This is a genomic window from Cryptosporangium arvum DSM 44712 (assembly GCF_000585375.1).
Classification (GTDB): domain Bacteria; phylum Actinomycetota; class Actinomycetes; order Mycobacteriales; family Cryptosporangiaceae; genus Cryptosporangium; species Cryptosporangium arvum.
On sequence record NZ_KK073874.1, the window covers coordinates 296,608 to 316,094 of the forward strand.

At 67.5% G+C, this 19,487-nt stretch carries 15 protein-coding genes and 1 pseudogene; 14 read left to right on the forward strand and 2 right to left on the reverse strand.

Features of this window, described 5'->3' with window-relative positions; genetic code table 11:
* Window positions 1-92: 92 nt before the first annotated feature.
* A complete protein-coding gene (eccD, locus tag CRYAR_RS01395; RefSeq protein ID WP_035847795.1) occupies window positions 93-1,457 on the forward strand; it encodes a type VII secretion integral membrane protein EccD in 1,365 nt (454 codons plus the stop codon).
* Here eccD and CRYAR_RS42495 read toward each other — a convergent pair.
* A complete protein-coding gene (locus tag CRYAR_RS42495; RefSeq protein WP_051569582.1) occupies window positions 1,389-2,276 on the reverse strand; it encodes an SUKH-3 domain-containing protein in 888 nt (295 codons plus the stop codon). The genes eccD and CRYAR_RS42495 overlap by 69 nt on opposite strands.
* 82 nt (window positions 2,277-2,358) lie before the next feature.
* Between CRYAR_RS42495 and CRYAR_RS01410 the strand changes: the two are divergent.
* The 7 genes and pseudogenes from CRYAR_RS01410 to CRYAR_RS01455 all read left to right on the forward strand — a co-directional run.
* Window positions 2,359-2,547 (forward strand): annotated as a pseudogene (locus CRYAR_RS01410) (type VII secretion protein EccB); the annotation flags it as partial.
* 152 nt (window positions 2,548-2,699) lie between these two features.
* Entirely contained in the window at window positions 2,700-3,023 is a 324-nt protein-coding gene (locus CRYAR_RS01415) for a WXG100 family type VII secretion target (RefSeq protein ID WP_035859993.1), read from the forward strand.
* Window positions 3,024-3,037: 14 nt separating this feature from the next.
* Window positions 3,038-3,343: a WXG100 family type VII secretion target gene (locus CRYAR_RS01420; protein WP_035847801.1), complete on the forward strand. Its 306-nt coding sequence runs from the start codon at window positions 3,038-3,040 to the stop codon at window positions 3,341-3,343.
* Window positions 3,344-3,450: 107 nt separating this feature from the next.
* On the forward strand, window positions 3,451-3,846 hold the full coding sequence (locus CRYAR_RS01425) for a YbaB/EbfC family nucleoid-associated protein (RefSeq protein ID WP_035847804.1): 396 nt from the start codon (window positions 3,451-3,453) through the stop codon (window positions 3,844-3,846).
* Window positions 3,843-4,214, forward strand: a complete 372-nt coding sequence (locus CRYAR_RS42500; RefSeq protein ID WP_051569583.1) for a hypothetical protein — start codon at window positions 3,843-3,845, stop codon at window positions 4,212-4,214. Before CRYAR_RS01425 ends, CRYAR_RS42500 begins: the two co-directional genes overlap by 4 nt.
* A 50-nt stretch (window positions 4,215-4,264) precedes the next feature.
* Window positions 4,265-12,682, forward strand: coding sequence for a toxin glutamine deamidase domain-containing protein (locus tag CRYAR_RS46695; protein ID WP_157017238.1), 8,418 nt, complete (start codon window positions 4,265-4,267; stop codon window positions 12,680-12,682).
* An 11-nt stretch (window positions 12,683-12,693) separates the two neighbouring features.
* Window positions 12,694-12,912 carry a hypothetical protein gene (locus CRYAR_RS01455; protein WP_035847812.1) on the forward strand — a complete coding sequence of 73 codons (219 nt, stop codon included), beginning with the start codon at window positions 12,694-12,696 and terminating at the stop codon, window positions 12,910-12,912.
* A 1,061-nt stretch (window positions 12,913-13,973) separates the two neighbouring features.
* Here the strand turns inward: CRYAR_RS01455 and CRYAR_RS48405 are convergent.
* Complete coding sequence (locus tag CRYAR_RS48405) at window positions 13,974-14,819, reverse strand: hypothetical protein (protein ID WP_245620369.1); 846 nt, start codon at window positions 14,817-14,819, stop codon at window positions 13,974-13,976.
* Window positions 14,820-15,354: 535 nt separating this feature from the next.
* Between CRYAR_RS48405 and CRYAR_RS01460 the strand changes: the two genes are divergently transcribed.
* The 6 genes from CRYAR_RS01460 (at window position 15,355) to CRYAR_RS01485 (ending at window position 19,416) form a co-directional block, all read left to right on the forward strand.
* Window positions 15,355-16,602 carry a toxin glutamine deamidase domain-containing protein gene (locus tag CRYAR_RS01460; RefSeq protein ID WP_035847814.1) on the forward strand — a complete coding sequence of 416 codons (1,248 nt, stop codon included), beginning with the start codon at window positions 15,355-15,357 and terminating at the stop codon, window positions 16,600-16,602.
* Window positions 16,599-17,273: a YwqJ-related putative deaminase gene (locus tag CRYAR_RS42510; RefSeq protein ID WP_051569585.1), complete on the forward strand. Its 675-nt coding sequence runs from the start codon at window positions 16,599-16,601 to the stop codon at window positions 17,271-17,273. Before CRYAR_RS01460 ends, CRYAR_RS42510 begins: the two co-directional genes overlap by 4 nt.
* The gene (locus CRYAR_RS01470; protein WP_051569586.1) at window positions 17,270-17,752 is read left to right on the forward strand and encodes an SUKH-3 domain-containing protein; all 483 of its coding nucleotides are present in this window, start codon (window positions 17,270-17,272) and stop codon (window positions 17,750-17,752) included. Before CRYAR_RS42510 ends, CRYAR_RS01470 begins: the two co-directional genes overlap by 4 nt.
* A gap of 73 nt (window positions 17,753-17,825) precedes the next feature.
* Window positions 17,826-18,224: a YwqJ-related putative deaminase gene (locus CRYAR_RS01475; protein WP_035847816.1), complete on the forward strand. Its 399-nt coding sequence runs from the start codon at window positions 17,826-17,828 to the stop codon at window positions 18,222-18,224.
* Window positions 18,221-18,703, forward strand: coding sequence for an SUKH-3 domain-containing protein (locus CRYAR_RS01480; RefSeq protein WP_035847819.1), 483 nt, complete (start codon window positions 18,221-18,223; stop codon window positions 18,701-18,703). Before CRYAR_RS01475 ends, CRYAR_RS01480 begins: the two co-directional genes overlap by 4 nt.
* Window positions 18,700-19,416 (forward strand): histidine phosphatase family protein, encoded by a 717-nt coding sequence (locus CRYAR_RS01485; RefSeq protein ID WP_051569587.1) that lies wholly within the window; start codon window positions 18,700-18,702, stop codon window positions 19,414-19,416. The genes CRYAR_RS01480 and CRYAR_RS01485 overlap by 4 nt, the downstream gene beginning before the upstream one ends.
* Window positions 19,417-19,487 lie beyond the last annotated feature (71 nt).

Below are 19,487 nucleotides of genomic sequence, written 5' to 3' on the forward strand. Positions count from 1 at the left end.
TCCCTCCGGGTGATTCTGGTGTCACCTATCGTAAAGAAGTGCGGTGACAGGCGTCTCGATCGTGAACAGGGTTGTGGATAAAGGAGCGTCCGGTGTCGACGACCAGCGCAGACGGGCTCGCTCGGATCACGCTCGCCGCGCCTCGCCGCCGCGTAGACCTCGCGTTGCCGGAGGCTCCGCCTCTCGCGGAGCTGCTTCCGACCGTCTTACGTCTCGCCGGCGAAGGGCTAGCCGACGACGGGCAGACGCACGGCGGCTGGTCATTGCGGCGGTCGGACGGTGAGCCGTTGGACCCGGAGAAACCACTGGGCACGCAGGGAATTCGCGACGGCGAGGTGCTGCATCTCGTGCCGCAGCGCACCGAGTGGCCCGAGCTGGACTACGACGATCTCGCTGACGCCGTGGCCACCGGCGCGCGCCGGCAGGGGCGGGCGTGGTCTCCGGCGGCGACGCGGCTCACCGGCCTGGTCTTCGCGGCGTCGCTGTTCATGTTCGGGCTGGTCGCTGTGCTCTCCGCGGGTCCGGCGTCCGCGGTAGGTGTCGTGCTGCTGGCGATGGCCGTGGCGTTCGTCGGGATCGGCGGCCTGCTGTCGCGGGTGCTCTCGGATTCGGTCGCCGGTGCGGTCGTGTCGGTCGTTGGCCTGCCCTATGGATTCGTCGGCGGTGCGGTACTCGCGGCGGGATCGACGCGGATGGGCTGGCTCACCGCTGAGCAGGTGCTCTTCGGGTCGGTGTGTCTCCTCGTGGTGGCGTCGCTCGGCTACCTGGCGGTTGGTGACGTGGGGTTCGTCTTCGTTGGCGGTTTCGTGACCGGATTGTTCGGCGTGCTGGGAGGTGGGCTGCCCGGGACGCCGGCCCGAGGAGCGGCAGCGGTGGTGGTCGGGGTGGCGCTGCTCGTCGTTCCGATGTTGCCGCTGGTGGCGATGCGGATGGGCCGGGTGCCGCTGCCGACGTTGCCGCGGTCGGCGGACGAGTTGATGGCGGACGTGTCGCCGGGCCCGAGCCGCCGGGCGGTGTACGCGGCGGTCGCTCGAGCCGACGACGTGCTGACCGGGTCGCTGCTCGGAGTGGCAGTGGTGGTCGGTGTCGGATTCTTGGTGCTGACGCGGACCCGTGACATCACGGCGGCGGTGCTCGTCGGGGTGGTCGCTTCGGCGATGGTGCTGCGGGCGCGGCTGCTGGCGACGATTCGTCAACGGGTGCCGCTGCTGGTGGCGGGGGTTGTCGGGGCGGGGTGCGTCACGCTGTTCGTGCTTGACGAGTCGGTGGCGCCGTTGGTGTTCGTGGGCGTAGGGGGAGTGGTGTTGGCGGCTGGGGTGGTTTACAGCCGACGGCCGCCGTCGCCGTATTTCGGCCGGTTGGCCGAGTTGTTGGATGTGGCCTTGGTACTAGCTGTCGTTCCGCTGATCTGCGGAGTCCTCGGCCTCTTCGGCTACGTCCAGTCCCTCACCGTTTGAGGGGGCCCGAGTAGTAGTCGGATCGATCGGGTTGCCGAGACGGTCTACGTAGTGAATCTGCCCGTCTTCGCCTACTAGCGGCAGCAGGCTACTTCGGCCCCGAATCAGTCGGACCATTGCCCAGTCGACCGACTCGGCCAACAGGTACGCTCCGCTGAAGTTAGTCAAGAAGACGCGACCATCCGATGAGAGCACAATCTCCTCGGGGTAATCGTCATCGTCGATCACGCCGATCGGTGTGATCGCCTGCGCAAGATCTTCGCCCACGAAGAGGAACGAGTCGATGTCCGGCTCGGACGGCCGGGGTTGAAAGCTTGCGGGCTTGACATGTGCGGCACCGACCGTCAGCCCGCCGAACTCGGACAGAAATCGCCTGGCGGAGCCGGTGATCGTCAGCTTGATCTCTTCATCAGCTGTAAGGGCGGACAAGCGCTCGGCGTAGCGGTCCAGGTCGGCGTCGGGAAGAGACCGGCCGGGATACCAACCGGCCTTTCGCAACAGCGCTTCCACGTCCCCTGGAAAACGCCCCGAAGGCGCCGATCGGCTCCGCGCGATGATCTCCTCCACCGGCAACGGCGGCCAGCTGGTGACCTTCCCCGTCGCCCGATCCACCACCACCCGCGCGTCCCCCACCCGATCCGGCAACACCCCCGCCGCCGTATCAGCCACCGCCCGAAAAGCCACCCACCCCTCGTCGAACTCTCGTAGTTCGACGTCGTCCCCAGGCACCCCGAGCCATCGAGACGCCAACTCCGCAGCTTCCTCGCGGCTGACGATGGCTCCTCCCTCCCTCGCGAGACCAACCACCTCAGTCTCCACCCCAGCCGATCCCTGCGATTGCCTGTTGTCCGAGAACCCCACTCTTTATGGTGATTCCACTGCACCGAGAGGAGAGCGTGCGATGGCCTCCAAGAAAGACCAGTTGCAGTCGTACCAGTTCCTCGTTCAGCGGTTCGTGTCCGCGCTGGTCATGCGCGAAACCGACCCCGCGCAGATGCCGTTTCGCCGGCTCGCAGGCGCAGCGTTCGCCAGTGTCATGGTGGCCGTCCTCGCTCTCGCCGGCGTCGGCATCTACAGTCTGCTCCGGCCCTAGCCGTTGACAGAAAGTTAGCGCTCCTGTCGATCGTGTGAACCGTTTTCCACAGCCCCGCGTGTAGCTGCGGAGGTCGCGGTGGATAGCCGCCTCCTGCGGCGGTCGATCACTACCGTCGCCGCCAGCGATCCAACGGGGTGAGGAGCAACATGCGCGCGAACACCGCCACGATGGTGAAGTCCGAGAAGGATGTCGACGACGTCGCCGACCGGCTCACTTTCACGCTGACCACTCTGATGAGTGAGCTGACGCCGCTGCAGTCAGCGTGGCTCGGTCAGGGTGGCGCGTCATTTCAGCAGGTCCGCGACCGTTTCGACCAGGACATGGGGCGCCTGAACAAGTCACTCCGCTCGATGGCCGAGGCGGTCGGCACGTCCGGTCGCAATTACAGCGTGAGCGACCAGGAGATGAAGTCCGAAATGGATGCCGCCGGCGCCACGGCCGGCTCGATCACTGCTGCGCTGCAGCTCTGAGCCGGGGAGACGCCATGCCGTACCAATCCGACGAGATCGCGGTCAATTTCGCTTCCCTCATGAAGGCCTCGGAAGACATCCAGGGTGCGATCAACAAGCTGAGCGCCGAACTGGACGCGTTGGAGCGGGGCGTCCAGCCACTGGTCGCCACGTGGGATGGGCCGGCGAAAGCCGCGTATCTCGTCCGGAAGCGGGAGTGGGACGGAGCATCCGCCGACCTGACCCAGCTGCTGACGAGCATCAAGGGCGCCGTCGTTCGTTCGGCGGAAATCATGTCAGCACAGGAAGCGAAGAACACCAGTCTCTTCAATCCGCACTGAGACTAAGCAGCCACACATGTACCACTCAGGTCATCCAACTAGGCCCGGAAAGATCATTCGGCTGCTTTCCTGATAGGGCGGGGCCGCGCACAGAAGGGCATCACGTCGTGGACACACGTGGTTTACAGGCGCGGGCCGACGAATTGATGGAAGAGTTTCATCGTCTACGCTCCGGTGTCACCGAGTTGCAGCAGCAGCTGCGGGCGATTCGAGTGGTCGTCCAGTCCGATGATCGTCTGGTTACGGCGACGGTCGGTCCGCGTGGCCAGCTCGTCAAGCTTGAGCTCGACCCGCGGATCTACCGAGATCCGAACTCGCGGAAGCTCGCCTCGACGATCACCGAGACCATCCAGCAGGGCGCTCGCCAGGTTGCCGATCGGACGCTCGAGTTGTGTCGTCCGTTCCTTCCGCAGCAGGATCTGCGGGCGCAGCTCGATGGTGACTTGGACTCGTTCTTCACCCGCCTCGACAACGAGGTGATGAGTGGAGACGCCTTCCGATGACCGACGGCAGCACTTTCCTGCGGCCGAAGCAAGCGGCGCGGGCCGCCATCCAGCTCGCCTCCATCGCCGACGATCTGAAGGCAAAGCTCGACGCGTCGGTGGCGCGCATCAAGGCGATCCAAGCCAAAGGGACGCAGGTCTGGGGTGACGACGAGCCCGGCACCCAGTTCGTGAAGAACTACAACAAGGGCGGCGACGGAGCCGCGAGTGCAACGCTCGACGCAGCAACCCGCTATGCCGACGTATTCACCGACGTCGGGCCGATCGTCACGCGAGCCATCGACGGCACCGTCGACGTCGACATGGCAGTGGGTGAGGCGATTTCCAAGCTGACGGGTCAGCTTGGAAATCCGCCGAGCGACACCTGACGAAACCGGGCGCATTGGGGGGCGCAATGACCGGAATCGAGCCGTAGCCGATGGCTGTCTGGAAGCCGGACTTCGGCGAATACGACTACGTGTGGGACTTCATCTGTGGAGTCACCGCAGGAAACCCATGGCCCGAGGGCAATGAGGACGACCTGTGGGTCCTGGCCGAGGAATGGGGTGCGGTCGCCCAAGCACTTTCCGACGCCATGCAAGACGCCGGCCCCGTCGTCAACGAACTCATGGCGGCCTGGGGAGGCGACTCCGGCTACGCGTTCCTCGGGCTGTGGGAGGTGCTGGGTCAGTCGTATGAGTCCGGTCTGGGCGCGGTCGCCGAGATGGCGAGCTCGCTCGCGGACATGAGTGACCATGCCGCGCTGGAGCTGCAGTACAACAAGCTGACGACGCTGATCACCGTCATCATCACGATCATCAGTGTCTTCACCGCTCTGATCGGTGCGTTCTTCACCGGAGGCGGCTCGGCCGTCGCCATTCAGCCGATCATGACCGGCGGCCGGATCGCGGTTCAGCAGTCGTTCCGGCAGTTGGTCCGCAACATCGCGCGGAAGGTCGTCGCGAAGGAGCTGCGCAAGGAACTGCTGAAGATGGTCGTGACCCGCGAGGGCCTTCGCAAGCTCGGCAAGGAAGCAGTCGAGGAACTCGTCGAGGAAGTGCTCGAGGAAGTCGTCCTCGTCGACGGTCTGAGCCAGGCCATTCAGATGGCCAATGGACGTCGGACCAGCTGGGACGGCTCCAAGACAGCAGCCGCGGCGATCGGAGCAACCGCCGGTGTCCCGATCGGGATGGGTGTAGCCCCCGCAGTGCGATGGGCGAAGAATCGAGCCGGGCGTCTGGTGACCGACCGGCTCTCCGACGCCACGATCGACCGGATCAACCGCGGCATCGATCGCGCGAACTCACCCTCGACGCACCTCGGCGGCCTCGGAAAACAATTCGCCGGGACGCCCGGCCAGGCGGTGTCCGTCGGACTCGTCAACGCGGTGACATCGCCGACGTCGAGCTGGATCGCGAACGGGGTCGTTTACGGCAACTGGGACTACCCGACCGACTCGATCATGAGCTCAGCGCTAGCCGGCGCGAGCCGCGCGAACACGATCTCCCCAGCGCAGTTGGCTGCCGCATATCTGACCGGCGGCCCAACCGCCTTCCGCGAAACCCTCCTCGGCTCCCATCCCGCCGCACTTGATCCAAGCGTCCCCACCGCCCATCAGCCCTTTCCCAACGCTCTCGACACCAGCACTTCAACAGTCCTGGAGGTCGGTCAAGCCGAGGAGCCGGTCCAGTCGCCGTCGGCCGTCCTTGCAGAGCAGACGCCTGCCACCACCGCGAGCGTCAACCCAAACGCGGCCAGCACCCCCATCACAGCTGCATTGTCGCCCGATGCGGAGCCAGCCTTCGCTGCAAAAGCGGTCTGGACGCCGGAGCCCGATTCCATTGCGGGCGACTCGCTTGCTGTGCCGGCGGCTCACTCGTCGCCTTCTGTTGTTCTGCTCGCTGATGGTGGCACCGATCCGGCGATATCAATAAGAGGCGGATCATCACCAGCGCCCATGGTCCCGGCAGGTTCCATCACAAGCGCTGCGACTCCAATGGCGATTCCTGGCAGAGAATCAGGTGGCTTAACGGTGAATCAGCCCACCGTGGCGCCATTGCAAACTCGATATGACTACACGACGTCACCAAATCCTTCTCATATAAGTGACCTGGCCGAACCGACTGGCTCGCTGACCTCTCCTACTCCGCCCAATGGCAATCGACTGGACGGTGAGGAGAAAAGCAGCCGTCAACCGGCACACCAGCCGCGAACGAGTCCGTTGGCCGAGTCCGCACCTGAAAATGCTGTTGGAATTCCAGCCGCCCAGGCGGCTGGTGGGCACCTCGTTCATCCAACCAGCTCGCCGGGAGCGAAAGGTCCACTGCCCGGCAGTGGGAACAACCCGGCGCGAATGCTTAGGCAGTCCACCGGTCCTACAGCGAGTGGATCGCAGTCGTACGAGCTCGCCAAACAGCAAGGCGACCCAAACGGGGATCTGGCGCAGCAGGCGATTAACGCCGCGCGGAGGCTCGCTGATGCCGTTGAATTGACACTTGCCAGCCGGATACGAAACAAGACCAAGCGCCGGCGAGCGATGCCGAAGACTGCCGGGGCGCTGATAACCCGCGATGGCGTTATCAGGACACACACGAGCATCCGCAGCGGCCTAGCAAATTCTCATCCGCAGTTGACGCCACTCCTCGACGGCATCAAGGCGGACCTGGCTGCGCGCAACCTATTGCCAGAATGGCACGGTAGTTGTGCGGAAGTGGCACTTCTCTCCGACTTTCTCTACGAGTTTGGGCAAAGCTATGCCGGACCGCCAAACGAATTTCTTGGTGCTGCCCGATTGGCGTTAGCTGGGGCGCAGATTGCTTCGGTCGGTATCGAGATGAGACACAGCCACGGCGCTCATAAAAATCCGTGCGCTTCATGCGCTAAGCTGTTAATACAACTCGATGTTAGCGCGGCTAATGCGGGGCCGGCGCCTCGTCGAGGGTTACCTCCTTCGATCCAACCGACTTTGGTGGACTCTGCGAAGGGGAGGCTAATAGGTCGGGATGGTGGTCTAGCAAGGCCCGATACAGCAGATCAGGCGGCACTGGAAGACGCTATACCGAGAGACGGCGATGGGAATCCGGTGCGCTTCCCGGACCCGTACAACCGGTGGCTCGGGTTGGTCAACGACGGGGGACCGGCTGCCACGCCGTTCCGTGCCAACAACTGTCTTGATACGGCGCTGAGTCTGCTCGGTACTTGGCAAGGAAAGCCTCAGGTATCGGCACCGCGTAACGCCGAATACCACGCAGACAAGACGCCCTCGACGGCTGGGGAGACTGATGGGCGGCAGCGGGCGGAGGAGACGCTCGGGGCCGAGTTCGAGTACCAGGGCGCTTCGGCCGATACGGCGTTTCCGGCGCTGAGTGCGCAGTTGCTCTCGGCCGGGCATGGGGCCTCTGCGGTGCTTATCACCAGCGTTGCGCCCAGTCATGGTGGTGGCTCGCACGCGTGGAATGCGGTCAACCACAACGGGACTATTCATTGGATCGATGCCCAGATCGGCGCGGTGTCGACTCGTCCACTTTTCGAGTACGCGGTCGACGGGGTCTGGTCGATCGTGCTGGATCCGAGCGGGCAGGCGGTTCGAGCTGGTGACATTCCTACGGTGGCACGCGGAATGGCGTCGATCGAGGAAAACGGAAGGTCGGAAGGCGGGTCACCGGCGGCACCATCGGTGCCACTGACGACGTTCGCGCCTGATGGACGGGCCGCCCACCTACCTGACCTCGAGCCGGGAGAATTGTTGGCCGCGGCGTCGCAGGTGCGGCCGGCGGACTTCAAGGGGCGGCTGGTCGATGCGATCGATGTCGGCGAGGTCGTGACGGTTCGTTTGCGGGACGGGCGGTCGATTCGGTTCGAAGGCGCGGTAGCGGTCGGGATGCAGGAAGTGGCGGCGACGGCGGTCGGGAGGAATCGTAATGTCGTCACAGTGAATGCGCGGGTGGCGCCGGAACATCTCGCACGCGTGTGGGTGCATGAAATTGCAGCGGCGCTGCAAGAGAAGGCTCCGCGTGGATTCTTCCGAAGGGCGCTGGACCGGATAGTGGGTCGCCGCGCGGGGGCGGACTCGCTACTCGAGGCGCGGCTCAGCGAGCGGCGGTATCTGATCCGGGCGTTGAGCCGGGGAGGCAGCGTCGAGTTGTCTCGCGAACTTGATGAGCTGGATCGGTATCTCGCGGACGCCGGAGTGCGGCGGTTGCCGCCGCGGCCGGCTTCGGCATTGGTTCCCCGAGCCGGAAATGATCGGGACCTGATCGCTGCTGCAGTTTCTTCGCGGTTGGCGCAGGTGACCTACGCCGGATTCGAGTTGCGGGTCGGGGCGGTTGATGCTGATTCGGCTCGGGTGGTCGTACGGCTCGACGTGGTCAATGGGGACGGGCGGCGGGTTGGCGTCGTGCATTTCTCGGTCAATAGAGATGCGTCCGGCGAGCTTTACGCGCGTCTGGAACAGCTCCGGATGAACGAGAGTGGCGCTGGATTTGTGACGACGTTCAATGCGGCGTTGGAAGAATGGTTGGTTGAGTCTGGGGTTTCCCGCGTCGAGGTGCGCGCCGTGGACGCGGGGGCCTATGCGTGGGCGCGCAGCGGATTCTATTGGAGTTCGCCGATGACTGCCGAATCGGTGTTCTCGCGATTGGGTGTCGAGCGTGGCCGGGCTGCTGTGCAGGCTTCGGTAGTGCGGCGATGGCTTGCCGGGGAATTGGTTCCGCAGGACGGGCTCGAGGCGGTGGCGGGCGAATATCCCGGGGTCGCGCCGGAGGCGGTGCTCGCGGATTTGGAGCGGCAAGTATCGGCCGCCGATCTGATTTTGCGTCGGAAGGGGCGGGCGGAGTTTGGTTCGCCGGGATATCCGAGTCCGGACGAAGTGGCGCTGGCCGGGTGGTCAGGGGTTGGGCGCGGTTGGGTCGGGCGGCGCGCATTGGTGGGGGCGGAGTGGGAGGGGGTGCGGTGGCTCGGCGCCTCGTATCGGCCGGATGCGCCGGCTGGGACTGAGCCGTCGGATGTCGTGGCGGTGTCACCTCGGCAGATGATGAAGCCGACCGCATCGGCGTCGGTGGGCGTACGGCCGGGCGCGCTGGCTGATCTTGGATTTGCCGACTTGGACGCAGAGACTGATGAGCTTCGTCGCGCTATTCGACAGGCGGAGCCGCTCATTCGGATGGTTGATCCCTCGGAGATCAAATTCACCCAGCGATCGATTGGTAGGAGAGCCAGGGGCAATCTGACGATCGATGAGCTTGCGGCGGCGATTTCACAAAAGTGGCAGGGGCCGCCGCTGCACGGAGTCCAGTGGGGCGATGGCTCACTCGTTAGTATCGATAACAGGCGGCTGGCTGCTGCGCGCCGAGCGGATGGTTTAGGTCTAGCTCGGGTGGCACTCGTGCCGATAGTCCCCCACTCTCCTGATGAGGCTTTGAGCGATTGGCCCAACGACTGGTCGCCAGAGCGCCGCGAGGGTGCAGCACTGGCCGCTGACATACGCGAGCTTGCGGATGGGAGCTGGGTAGTCGGCGGACATGAGGGAGTGCTAGTTCATCGCGCCGGGAAGATCCCCGAGACATTCGGCCAGTTGGCGTTGTTCCGTGCCGCTCTGGGGCGCGACCTGCTCCCTGGAGCCCTGTTCGGCACCCATACTCCGCCAGTGTCTGTCGGTCGGCCTCCCAAGCCGGCCAAATCCGCGGTCTCGGCTGACGCCCGGGCTGACCTAGAGCAAGAGGTCGAGGCCGCCGCCGCTGCGGCGCCGGATATTGAACGAGACCTGATACGTGCGGTTGCCAATGCGACGGGTGCTCCTGGCACGCAGAAGGCATTGTGGTCGCCGCCGGTGTGGAAGGTGCGGAGCGCGACTTCGCTGGTCTTCGACTACGAGGACGAGAAACACTTCTTCAACGGGCCGGCCGACTTCACAGCTGGCCGGAGCGATCTAGTGGAGTTTCGAGTAGGTCTGCCCGACGGCGCGGAGTATATGGATGCGCTGAGCGACTTCGTCGATGATCTAATCCAGATCGGATACGTTCCGACTAGGGCCATCGACTCGTGGCCATCAGGAAACGTTCATCGGCGACTTGTCGTAACTATGCGGTCGCCTGGTGGTCGGCTATTCGATCTTCATCTGCCAACGCATCAATTTGCGCGAGTAGCTTCTGCGGTCGCTGCGCTCGACAGGGTGATGGAGGCGCCGAACGAGCCGCCTGTCCGGAAAGTTCATGCGCTGCTGCGGCTGTTGGCGGCTCATAAGGACTTGGGCAATCCGGAGATGGTGGGCCGGCCACCAGTTCTGGCGTCGATCTGGTCGCTCGATGATGAGACAGTTGAATCGTGGATCGCTGAGCACCCGGTGCTGTTCGATGGTTACCTTGACTGGCTGAGGGAACAGAACCTCGCGCTTCGAGATGTGATGGTCGAGTTCGACCTCGACGACCATGACCTGTGGCTTCGATCTTCTGCCGCCGACGAGGAGTTGACATCTCGTGACACTCGCCTATTACGCGCTCTACAGGAGCAGCGCCGCCGACCCGGAGGCTTCGGGCGTCGTAGTGCTGGAGACGGAGACGCCCGACGCGCTGTTGTGGGACCACACCCAGAAGGCATGGGTTTACAACCCGGGAGCGGCTCATCGGATCCTGTTCAAGCGCAAGAACTCCGAACGGATTCGCTCGGTGAGCCGGGCGGAAGCGGAGGGGGTTACGCCGGGGATCACGGGTGGGGAGCTGTTGCCGGACGAGGAGACGATTCGGTGGCTCTTCCGGTGGAAGGGGGAGCCGCCGGGTCTGGATCCGTTGTAGAGCCGCCTGCGGAACCCGCAGGCGGGGCGCCGTACTTCGGGCCTGCCGGGCCGTTCGCTCGTGAGGATCCCGCGTTCCCCCTCGAGTTGACCCGAGGATTCGGTAAACAGCGACTACGTCGGCTCGAGAACCGGGCCTACCAGTCGGCGGTCGACAAGGTTCTGAGCTCGGTCGATGGTGCTCTGGTCGGAGCAGATCCTCGCTTCCATCCTTACGGCACCTTGATCAACGACGGTGGTCCGACCCAACCGGGACGGGACATCAACTGTCTGGACTGCTCGCTCGCCGCGATTTCGTCGTTCTACGGGCGTCCCGAGGTTTCGCTGGCGCGCTGGCCGGATGGAACGACGATGGGCGAGTTGCGTGGCATCGAGCGGGCCATGCGATGGCTCGATGCGGATACGTGGTTGCACCACGATCATCTGCCGACGATGACCGAACAGTTCTGGGCCTTGCACGACCACGTCGCTGAACTGGGTCCAGGATCTGCGGCGCTGGTGGTGAACGTCTGGCAGAACGCCGACGAGAACGGTCTGCTGTTCGACGTCGACAACCGGCCACTTCACGGGGAATCGCACGCGACGGTTGTGGTCTTCCCTCTGGGCGCGGATGGCCCGGTCTGGTGGGACCCGCAGGAAGGCACGACGTCCGATACGCCGCCGGATGATCTGGTGTTGGACGCGGTCAAGTTGTCCTACATCACGGTCGAGCTGGATGGGAGGGTCAACGGTGACGGAACCGTTGGATACGAGGGAAGCGGCGCAGGCCTACCTGGATCGCGTCTTCCGTCCAGGCTTGCGGTGGAGCATGCACCGGTTCCCGCACGGCTGGGCGCTTCGGTCGATTCCCGGGACGTTGGAGGAAGCCGAGCAGGCGCGACAGCCGGGCAAAGCGACATTGGTGCTCGAGGAGAGCACCGGCCGAATCACATCGCACGGGTCCTATCCACCGCGAGTGATCATCAACCGATATCTGGCGGCGGTGGCGGAGGGCCGGGACCCCGGAGGAGCGCAGATCTATCCGGAGCTGCCCCCGCCGGACCCACGGGCGAACGCGGAGCACTTGGCTCCCACCCCGTTGAGCGGGACGGCAGTGCATTACTACCTGGATCACTTCCAGGGCTTCGATCGTCCGGCCTCGGGAGTGACGGTTCTGGTCAGCGGTCCGAAAGGCCATCGATCGGTGACACCATTGCTCCCGCAATGGGAGTGGGAAGTCGATTCGGTCGAGTACCTGGCTCAGGACCGTTACCGGTCAATTCTCCGGCCGGTGTCCCGGGAGGAAGCGGCGGCGTTCCTCCGGGATCGCATGGCAGTGGAGTTGCCGGCCGAGGCGACTTTTCTGGGCCTGTACGACCGGAGCGCCTGAGTTCTGACTCGGGGCGGGAGGGGGCTGTTCGGGGAGCGGCGGAGGCTCATGGGTTGGGGGAGCCCGGTGAGCTCGCAGCGATTGCTTCGGCTCATGACGTCGCGACGCGGTGGACTGCTCCTTATTTGGTCGCGGCGGTGGATCGGGTTTTGCGGCGACTCAACCCCCTCGCCACGGATGATGTCCGCTTCTTGTTCGTCACTGCTGACGACGTCGTGCCGTGGATCGTCGGGCGGCTCGCGCCGGACTTCGCGCGTCGGCGTGCGTTGTGGGTGCAGTGGCCGCCTACGCCCGGTGGATGGCGGCATCTGCGGGCACAGCAGCCGGCGACGCTGGTCACCGACAATCCGGCGGCGCTTCCCGAGGCGCACCAGTTGTTGTCGCCGTCCGCGCCGGGGAGTCGGTTGGTTTCGCGGTTGCACGGCCCGGCGGCGGATGTCAGCGCGATGGCCAGAGCGCAGCGGATGGCTGCTCGGGCTGCGGTTGCGGCGGTCGTGCGCATGGCGATGCGCGCTGGGCCGGAAACGGGACGGACCGCGGTCTACGCCGCGGCCAACGAGCTCGACCGCCGGGTCGCCGAGTTCGACGCTCGGCGCGCGGTGCCAGCCGGAGTCGGGGGCCACGGTTCGCGCGATCGCGACCCGTGGGGTGACGGTGCGCGCGCCGAAGAGCAACTGCTGGCGGAGTGGCTGCAGCACTGAGAGGGGTCAGCGTGGAACGGCCGCATCCCGACGTCGTCGAGCGCATGTCCGCGCTCGCGCGTCTGCATCACGCGTGGACGCTGGAGTATGCCGCCGACGCCGAGCCGCAACCGAACGATGCCCCGGACTACCTCGTCCACCACCTCGACATCGACCCACCGCCCGGCGCCGAGAACAAGTTCGTGCGACGCGCCCGCGAGATCGAAGGGAGGGACGAACACATGGGGTAGCCTCGCCGCTACGAAAATTAGGCCCACAGAACTGGATATTGCGGTTCCGCGCGTCACGATGACCGGACGCAGCGGATGTCACACGCGTACCGTGTGCACGTGGAATCCTCCGCCGTCGACGGTCGCGTGACCGAACAGGGCAGTGACCCCGACGTCGAGCGTCTTGGTCCGCCGGAGGAGGACCCGGGTGCGACCCGGTGGTCGGCGGGACCTGCGCTACCGGCCAGCAGTTCGGAGCCGTCCTTACCGGAGGGTCCGGCGTCGCCGACGGGAATGCCCCGGGCGTTGCTGCTCGTTCACGGGGACCGCGATGGGCGGGGGCAGCGGTCGCGGTGGACCCGGTCGGATTTCCGCTTGGCGGCGGATCCGGACGTGGAGGCCGGGCCGCCCACGTTGCAGAACACGCCTGCATTGCAGGATACGACTGCGCGGATGGTCGCTGATCGGCGCCGGCGGTTTGTTGACGACCCTACGCAGCCGTACCGTATGCCCGATCCAGCCGATTTTGAGCCTGGACCTACTCCGCCGGAGTTGCTTACCCCGCCGGAGTTCGTGAGCGCTCCGGCGCCGCAGGGTTCGGCGCTGGAGGGTCGGGCGCCGCAGGGTCCGTTGTTGGACGGTCCCGCGCAGGACAGCTCGGCGCCGGAGGCTGCGCCTCCGGTGGAGCCGTCGAAGGATGCGTTGCGCGTCCCGCTCGCTCAGGCGTTTTCCGTTGATGCGAACGAAATGCAGGGTGCCGACGTGACGCAGGGTGCTCACGTGGCGCAGGGCAGGGATGAGGCGTACGGGGCGGACGAAGCGCAAGGCGCGCATGGTGCGTACGTTGCGCGTAGTGCGGACGGTGCTCATCGTGCGGACGTTGTGCGAGGTGCGGACGGTGCTCATCGTGCGGACGTTGCGCGAGGTGCGGACGGTGCTCATCGTGCAGACGTTGCGCGAGGTGCGGACGTTGCGCGAGATGCGGACGGTGCTCATCGTGCAGACGCTGCGCGAGGTGCGGATGTTGCGCACGGTGTGGACGTCACTCACGGTCCGCACGGTGCGGATTTTGCGAACGGTGCTCACCATGCGGACGGTGCGCATGGTGCGGACATCGCGCGGGATGCCGACGTGGCGCAGGGCACGGCCGAGGCGCGCAGTGCGAACGAAGCGCCGGGTGTCGATGAGGCGCGGGTGGTTGTTCCCGCTCCGCGGTCCGGTGAGCGGGCGCCGTCTTCCGCGGCGATTCCGGCGGCCGCGCCGACCACGTTGCTTCCGATTCTGTCGGATGCGTTCTTGTCCTCGCCGCAGATTCCGCGGCCTGCGCAGCCGTCCGAGCCCAAGTCTTCGCGGAGCGGCCCGGCTCCGAGCAGTCCTGCGTCGAGCGCCGACGGTGATTCGTCGGCAGCGGGATTGGATCGTCCGAAGCGGTCGGGCTCGTCGCGACGTGATTCGATCACGGCTCCACTTGGCGGCGTCCCGACCAGCCCTCTCGCGCGCGCCTTCGCTCCCGACTCGTCCGAAGACGCCACGGGCCTGGGCGCATCGACCTCGGCTAACTCCGCGTCGAGCGGCTCCGCGTCGAGCGGCTCCGCGTCGAGCGGCTCCGCGTCGAGCGGCTCCGCGTCGAGCGGCTCCGCGTTGAGTGGCCCCGCGTTGAGTGGCCCCGCGTTGAGTGGCTCCGCGCCGGCTGGCTCCGCGTCGGGTGGCTCCGCGCCGGAGGGCTTCACGGCGGGCGGTTCGCCATCGGGCAAACCGGCCCCAGGCTCCTCGACCCGGGGCAACTCGACCCCGGGCAATTCGACCCCGGGCAATTCGATTTCAGGCGGCTCGACCCTGAGCGACGCTGCGCCAGGTCGCACCGTGTCGACGGGGCCGGCCGGAGGGGCCCCTGGGTCCGCCCGCTCCGCGCCCACCAGCGCCCCCATCTCAAGCACCCCCCGCGCCTCCGCCACGGGCATTCCGGCGTCAAATCGCGCCGCCCCCACCAGCACCGCAGCGGCCGCCCCCAACTCAGCGCCGGCCGCCCGAGCTGCCACCCCCGCCCCGAGCCTCCCGTCAACGACCATTCCCGCCCCGCGCGGCCCGTCGACCACCCCCGCCCCAAGCGTCCCGCCGACCGGCTCCGCGCCGATCGCCCGTCCGTCCGGCCCGGCGTCGGCCGGCCCGGCGTCGGCCGGCCCCGCACCGGCCGGCCCCGCACAGAAAGGCCCCGCACCGACCGGCCCCGCACAGAAAGGCCCAACGACCGGCTCCGCACAGAAAGGCCCAACGACCGGCTCCGCCGAGAGCACCTCACCGCCCACCCCCGCCCCAAACACCCCCGCCGCGACACCAGACCCGCTCTTCTCCCTCCTTCATCAACCCACCCCCGACCCCCCACTCAAAAACGATCCCTTCGGGGGACAGCGGGACTACCACCAAGCCGTCGCCGATCGGCTTCCGCGCGCTATCCGCCTCCTCATGCCGCCACCCGTCCCGCCCCCGGACACCCTCCAGCGCACCCAAGCGCTCGAGTCCGGGCGTCGCCGGTCCGACGTGGAGCTTCAAGTCCAGGCCCACCGCTCCGGCCGGGACGCCATCGCGGCCGAGAATCGTGCTGACGAGCTCGGTCGACAGGCCGCACTCGCGCGCGACCACGCCTACGAGGCGCGTGCGACCTGGCAGTGGACCGCGCACCGGCGTACCGCTCTCGCCGAGGAGCTGCAGCAGATCACGGCCGAGGCCAATGCCGTTGCCGGTGAGCAGCAGAAACTGTCGCAGCAGGCGCAGGGCGCCATGCGTGACATCGCGGCCTGGGACGCGTGGATCGCGCAGCAGCCGGAAGACGGCGCCGACGAGGGGCAGGGCCAGGTCGGGCAGCTGCGCGACTGGCTGGACCGGGCCGAACAGCGGTTCCGGCAGCTGGGGGCCCACTTGCGGACCCTGGCCGACGAGCGGGACAAGCGGGTCAGCGAGTCGGTCGAACTGGCCGCCCGGCAGCAGTCGCTCGTCGATCAGTACCAGCGGCTCGGCAGCGACGCGCAGCGCATGGACCGGGAAGCCGCCGCGTGTGCCGCCGAAGCCATCGGGTCGCGGCTGGACTGCCGGGAGCAGCTGATCGACCTCGTCGGGCTGCGACCGGAGCTCTGCCGCTGGGTCAACGGCGCGGCGGTGGCGCTGGTGCACGACTACGAGATCCCGCCCGGCCACCGGCGCCCGCTGCAGGCCGAGCACAACGCGCTCGAGCAAGCGCTACCGAGCGGCACGCACCCCGAGCCGACCACCGCCTGGCTCTCCCGGCTCAACGGCGTCGGCCGGCGGGCCGACCAGAGCCGCGCCCAGAACTGCGTCGACGCCACGCTCGCGTTCTACGACACCTACGTCCGCGGACGCCCGCGCGTCGCCGTGCCGCGGATCGTCGACGCCCACCGCAGCGGAACCACGCGCCTACCGCTGCGCGGCGAACCGTCCGGACGCGAGCGCCTGGAGAAGACGCTCAACGGCCGCCTCGAGAAGCGCGAAACCTTCGAACAGATCGCCGCGGAGCTCGAAGCCAAAGGCCACGGCGCCTTCGCCGCGCTCGTCATCGGCTGGGCCGACGGCACCGCGCGCACCTCGGCCGCGGTCAACCACCAGAACACGATCCTCTGGGTGGACCCCCAACTCGGCCTCGTCTCCGACAAGCCCGTGCCGGCGGAGTGGGTCCGGTCGCTGGAAGTCCTGCTGTGATCACCCACCACGAAGCGCGCCGGATCGCCGCACGCTGGATCGCCGAGAGCAGCCCCGACCTCTCCCCGCAGCTCTACGAGTTCGACGCGGGCTTCGTGGTCTGGGGCACCTCGGACGAGCCGCAGCTCGGCGCCGGGCGCGGGGTCATCGACCGGGAGACCGGTGAGCTGTCGGTGTGGCCGGCGATGCCGGTCGAGGTCGTCGCTCAGCAGTACCGCGCCACCCAGAGGAGCTCGCAGCTCGCGCAGGTCCGCCGTGACCTGAGCCGCGTCGGCACCCCGGCCACGATCACCTATCTCCTGCTCGACGGTCCGCCGGTCACCGCGCGCAGCGTCAAGGGCGACACCCCGCCGGAGCATCACCCGCTGGTGCGTGACGCGCTCCAGCGGCTCCCGCTGGAGTTCCGGGAACGCGGTTACGAGCGCTGTTCGGAGATCAGCGCGCTCTCGGCCGCGCTCTTCGCCGAGGACGCCCGTCGCCCCCAGCCGGCCACGCTGGACGAAGCGCGCAAACGGGTCTTCCGAGGTGCGGAACTGGTGACCTACCGGGTCCGCGAGCCCGCGGACCCGCAGGACGCGGTGACGGGTGCGCCGTGCCTGTCGTGTCTGGCGATGCTTGCCTACTTCGGCTTCGACGTCGCCCCGCCGGAAGACTTCTGGAGCGAGGAGTGAGCCGGTTCACCGCCGACGTCGAGGCCGTGCTGCGAGCCAGCGGCTGGGCCGAGGGCCGTCAGGTACCGGAGTCGAGCGCGGAGGCGATCCGTATCGTCTGCGCTCAGCCGGGCGCCGACGGGTCGCGTCATGTCCCGTTCCCGGCGGCGGAGGCGGCCCTCGCCGAGTTCGGCGGCATCTTCGTCCGTCAGGACGAGCCCGGTGTCCAGCTCCGTCGCCGACCGTTCGCGCTCGACCCGACGATGGCGGCCGCGACGGCGGCGACGCTCGGGGACCTCGGCCGGTTGCTCGGTGTCCAGCTGTTCCCGCTCGGGGTGGAGGGGGACGGTGACGCGGTGCTCGCGATCGACGAGCGCGGGCGCGTCTTCGCGGTCGATCACGCCGGCGAATGGTTCCTCGGCCCCTCGCTGGATGCGGCGCTGACGACGCTGATCACCGGCCTCGAACCGCCCCGGGTCACCGACGACGGCACGTGGTGAGGACGTCCGCCATCGTCCTTCGACGACAACTCCGCCCGGCCGGGCGGAAGGGCCGAACGGTAGGGTCCACCGCATGCCCGCGTCCGCTGCACCACGTCCGCTTCCGATGACCGCGGGTGCACTGATCGTCGGTGGCACCGTGCACTCGCACACCTCGATGCGTGGTGACGTCGCCCCGAACCTGCACCCGCTCGTGTCGCGCATGCTGGACGAACTGCCGGCCGAGAAGCGGGAGCGGTACGCCGGATGGTGCGCGGAGGTCGCGCTGATCTCCGACCGGCTGCACGATGCCGAAGAGAAGGCCGGGCGGCCGATCACCGTGGCCGACGCCCGCGAGGCGCTCCAGGGTGGACAGATCCACATCTCACGCATCCGCGAGGACGGCGACCCCACCCACGGCCGATTCCAGCCACCCTGCCGGTCGTGCACGGTGCTGCTGGAGGAGTTCGGCATCACGACGGTGAGCGCATGACACGCTTCACCGACCAGGTCGAGACGGTGCTGCGCGCCTCCGGCTGGGCTCCGGGCCACAGAGACGTGCAGCGTGCCCGCCACTGGGGGCTCACGCTCAGCGCCTGGGCGTCCCCGGCCGGGCACCAGCACACGTTCTCCCCGAAAGCGTCGGTGGCGCTCGCGGAGTTCGGCGGACTCACCGTCCACCAGGACGGTCCCGGCGTCGACGTCGCCCGCACCACGTTCACGCTCGACCCCGAGCTGGCGCTGCCCACCTGGCTCACGCTGCGTGGCCTCGGCGCGGCGCTGAACGTCGGACTGTTCCCGCTCGGCGTCGAGGACGACGGCGTCTCCACCCTCGCGATCGACACCACCGGGCGCGTGTTCGCGCTCGACCACACCGCGGAGTGGCTGCTCGGCCGCACGATCGAGGAGGCACTCACCACGTTGGTCCTCGGCCGCGCACCCCGGCGTGTCCACGCGGACGGAACCGTATGAGCATCCCGGGCTTTCCCGCGCCCGCGGTCGACGTCGCCGAGCTGACCGTCGTCCGGCACGGCCAGAGCCTGTCGAACGAGCTGCTGATCGCCGCGAACCAGGCCGGCGTCGTCGACGTCACCGGGCTGCCCGCGCGCGACGCCGACGTTCCGCTGTCGGTCCGCGGCCGGCGCGAAGCGGCTGCGGTCGGGCGCTGGGCCGCGTCGCTCGACAACCCGCCCGACCTGGTCATCGCGTCGCCGTACCAGCGAGCCCAGCACACCGCGCAGGCCGCCGTCGACGCGCTCACCGCCGCCGGTCGGGCCCCCGAGTTCCGGCTCGACGACCGCGTCCGCGACCGCGAGATCGGCATCCTCACGCTGCTGACCGAGGCCCGCCTCCGTGCGGACCACCCCGAAGAAGCCGCTCGCCGCGAAGCCACCGGCTTCCTCTACTACCGCCCGCCCGGTGGCGAGGCGCACACCGACATGGCGATCCGCCTCCGCAGCTTCCTCACCGACCTGGGGGAAGCCGCCGCGGGCCGGCGTGTACTCGTCGTCGCCCACGACTCGGTCGTCGTGATGCTCCGCTACGTGATCGAAGGTCTGGTCGAAGCGGACGTGGCCGCGATCGCCGCCTCCGGCGGCATCAAGAACGGATCGGTCACCCGGTGGGAACGGCGCGGGTGGAGCCTCCGGCTGACCGTCTTCAATTCGGTGGCCCATCTCGATTGATACGCCGCCCGGCGAACCACCGTGGGAATGCCCGCTCCTGCATCAGTGGTGACCGACGTGCGCCTCGCGTC

Coding starts and splice junctions, on each gene's coding strand:
- CRYAR_RS46695 (WP_157017238.1), top strand. CDS start 4,265: ATGGCTGTCTGGAAGCCGGACTTCGGCGAATACGACTACGTGTGGGAC.
- CRYAR_RS01485 (WP_051569587.1), top strand. CDS start 18,700: ATGAGCATCCCGGGCTTTCCCGCGCCCGCGGTCGACGTCGCCGAGCTG.
- CRYAR_RS42500 (WP_051569583.1), top strand. CDS start 3,843: ATGACCGACGGCAGCACTTTCCTGCGGCCGAAGCAAGCGGCGCGGGCC.
- CRYAR_RS01475 (WP_035847816.1), top strand. CDS start 17,826: ATGCCCGCGTCCGCTGCACCACGTCCGCTTCCGATGACCGCGGGTGCA.
- CRYAR_RS01480 (WP_035847819.1), top strand. CDS start 18,221: ATGACACGCTTCACCGACCAGGTCGAGACGGTGCTGCGCGCCTCCGGC.
- CRYAR_RS01420 (WP_035847801.1), top strand. CDS start 3,038: ATGCCGTACCAATCCGACGAGATCGCGGTCAATTTCGCTTCCCTCATG.
- CRYAR_RS01415 (WP_035859993.1), top strand. CDS start 2,700: ATGCGCGCGAACACCGCCACGATGGTGAAGTCCGAGAAGGATGTCGAC.
- CRYAR_RS48405 (WP_245620369.1), bottom strand. CDS start 14,819: ATGGGGGCGCTGGTGGGCGCGGAGCGGGCGGACCCAGGGGCCCCTCCG.
- CRYAR_RS01460 (WP_035847814.1), top strand. CDS start 15,355: ATGCCGCCACCCGTCCCGCCCCCGGACACCCTCCAGCGCACCCAAGCG.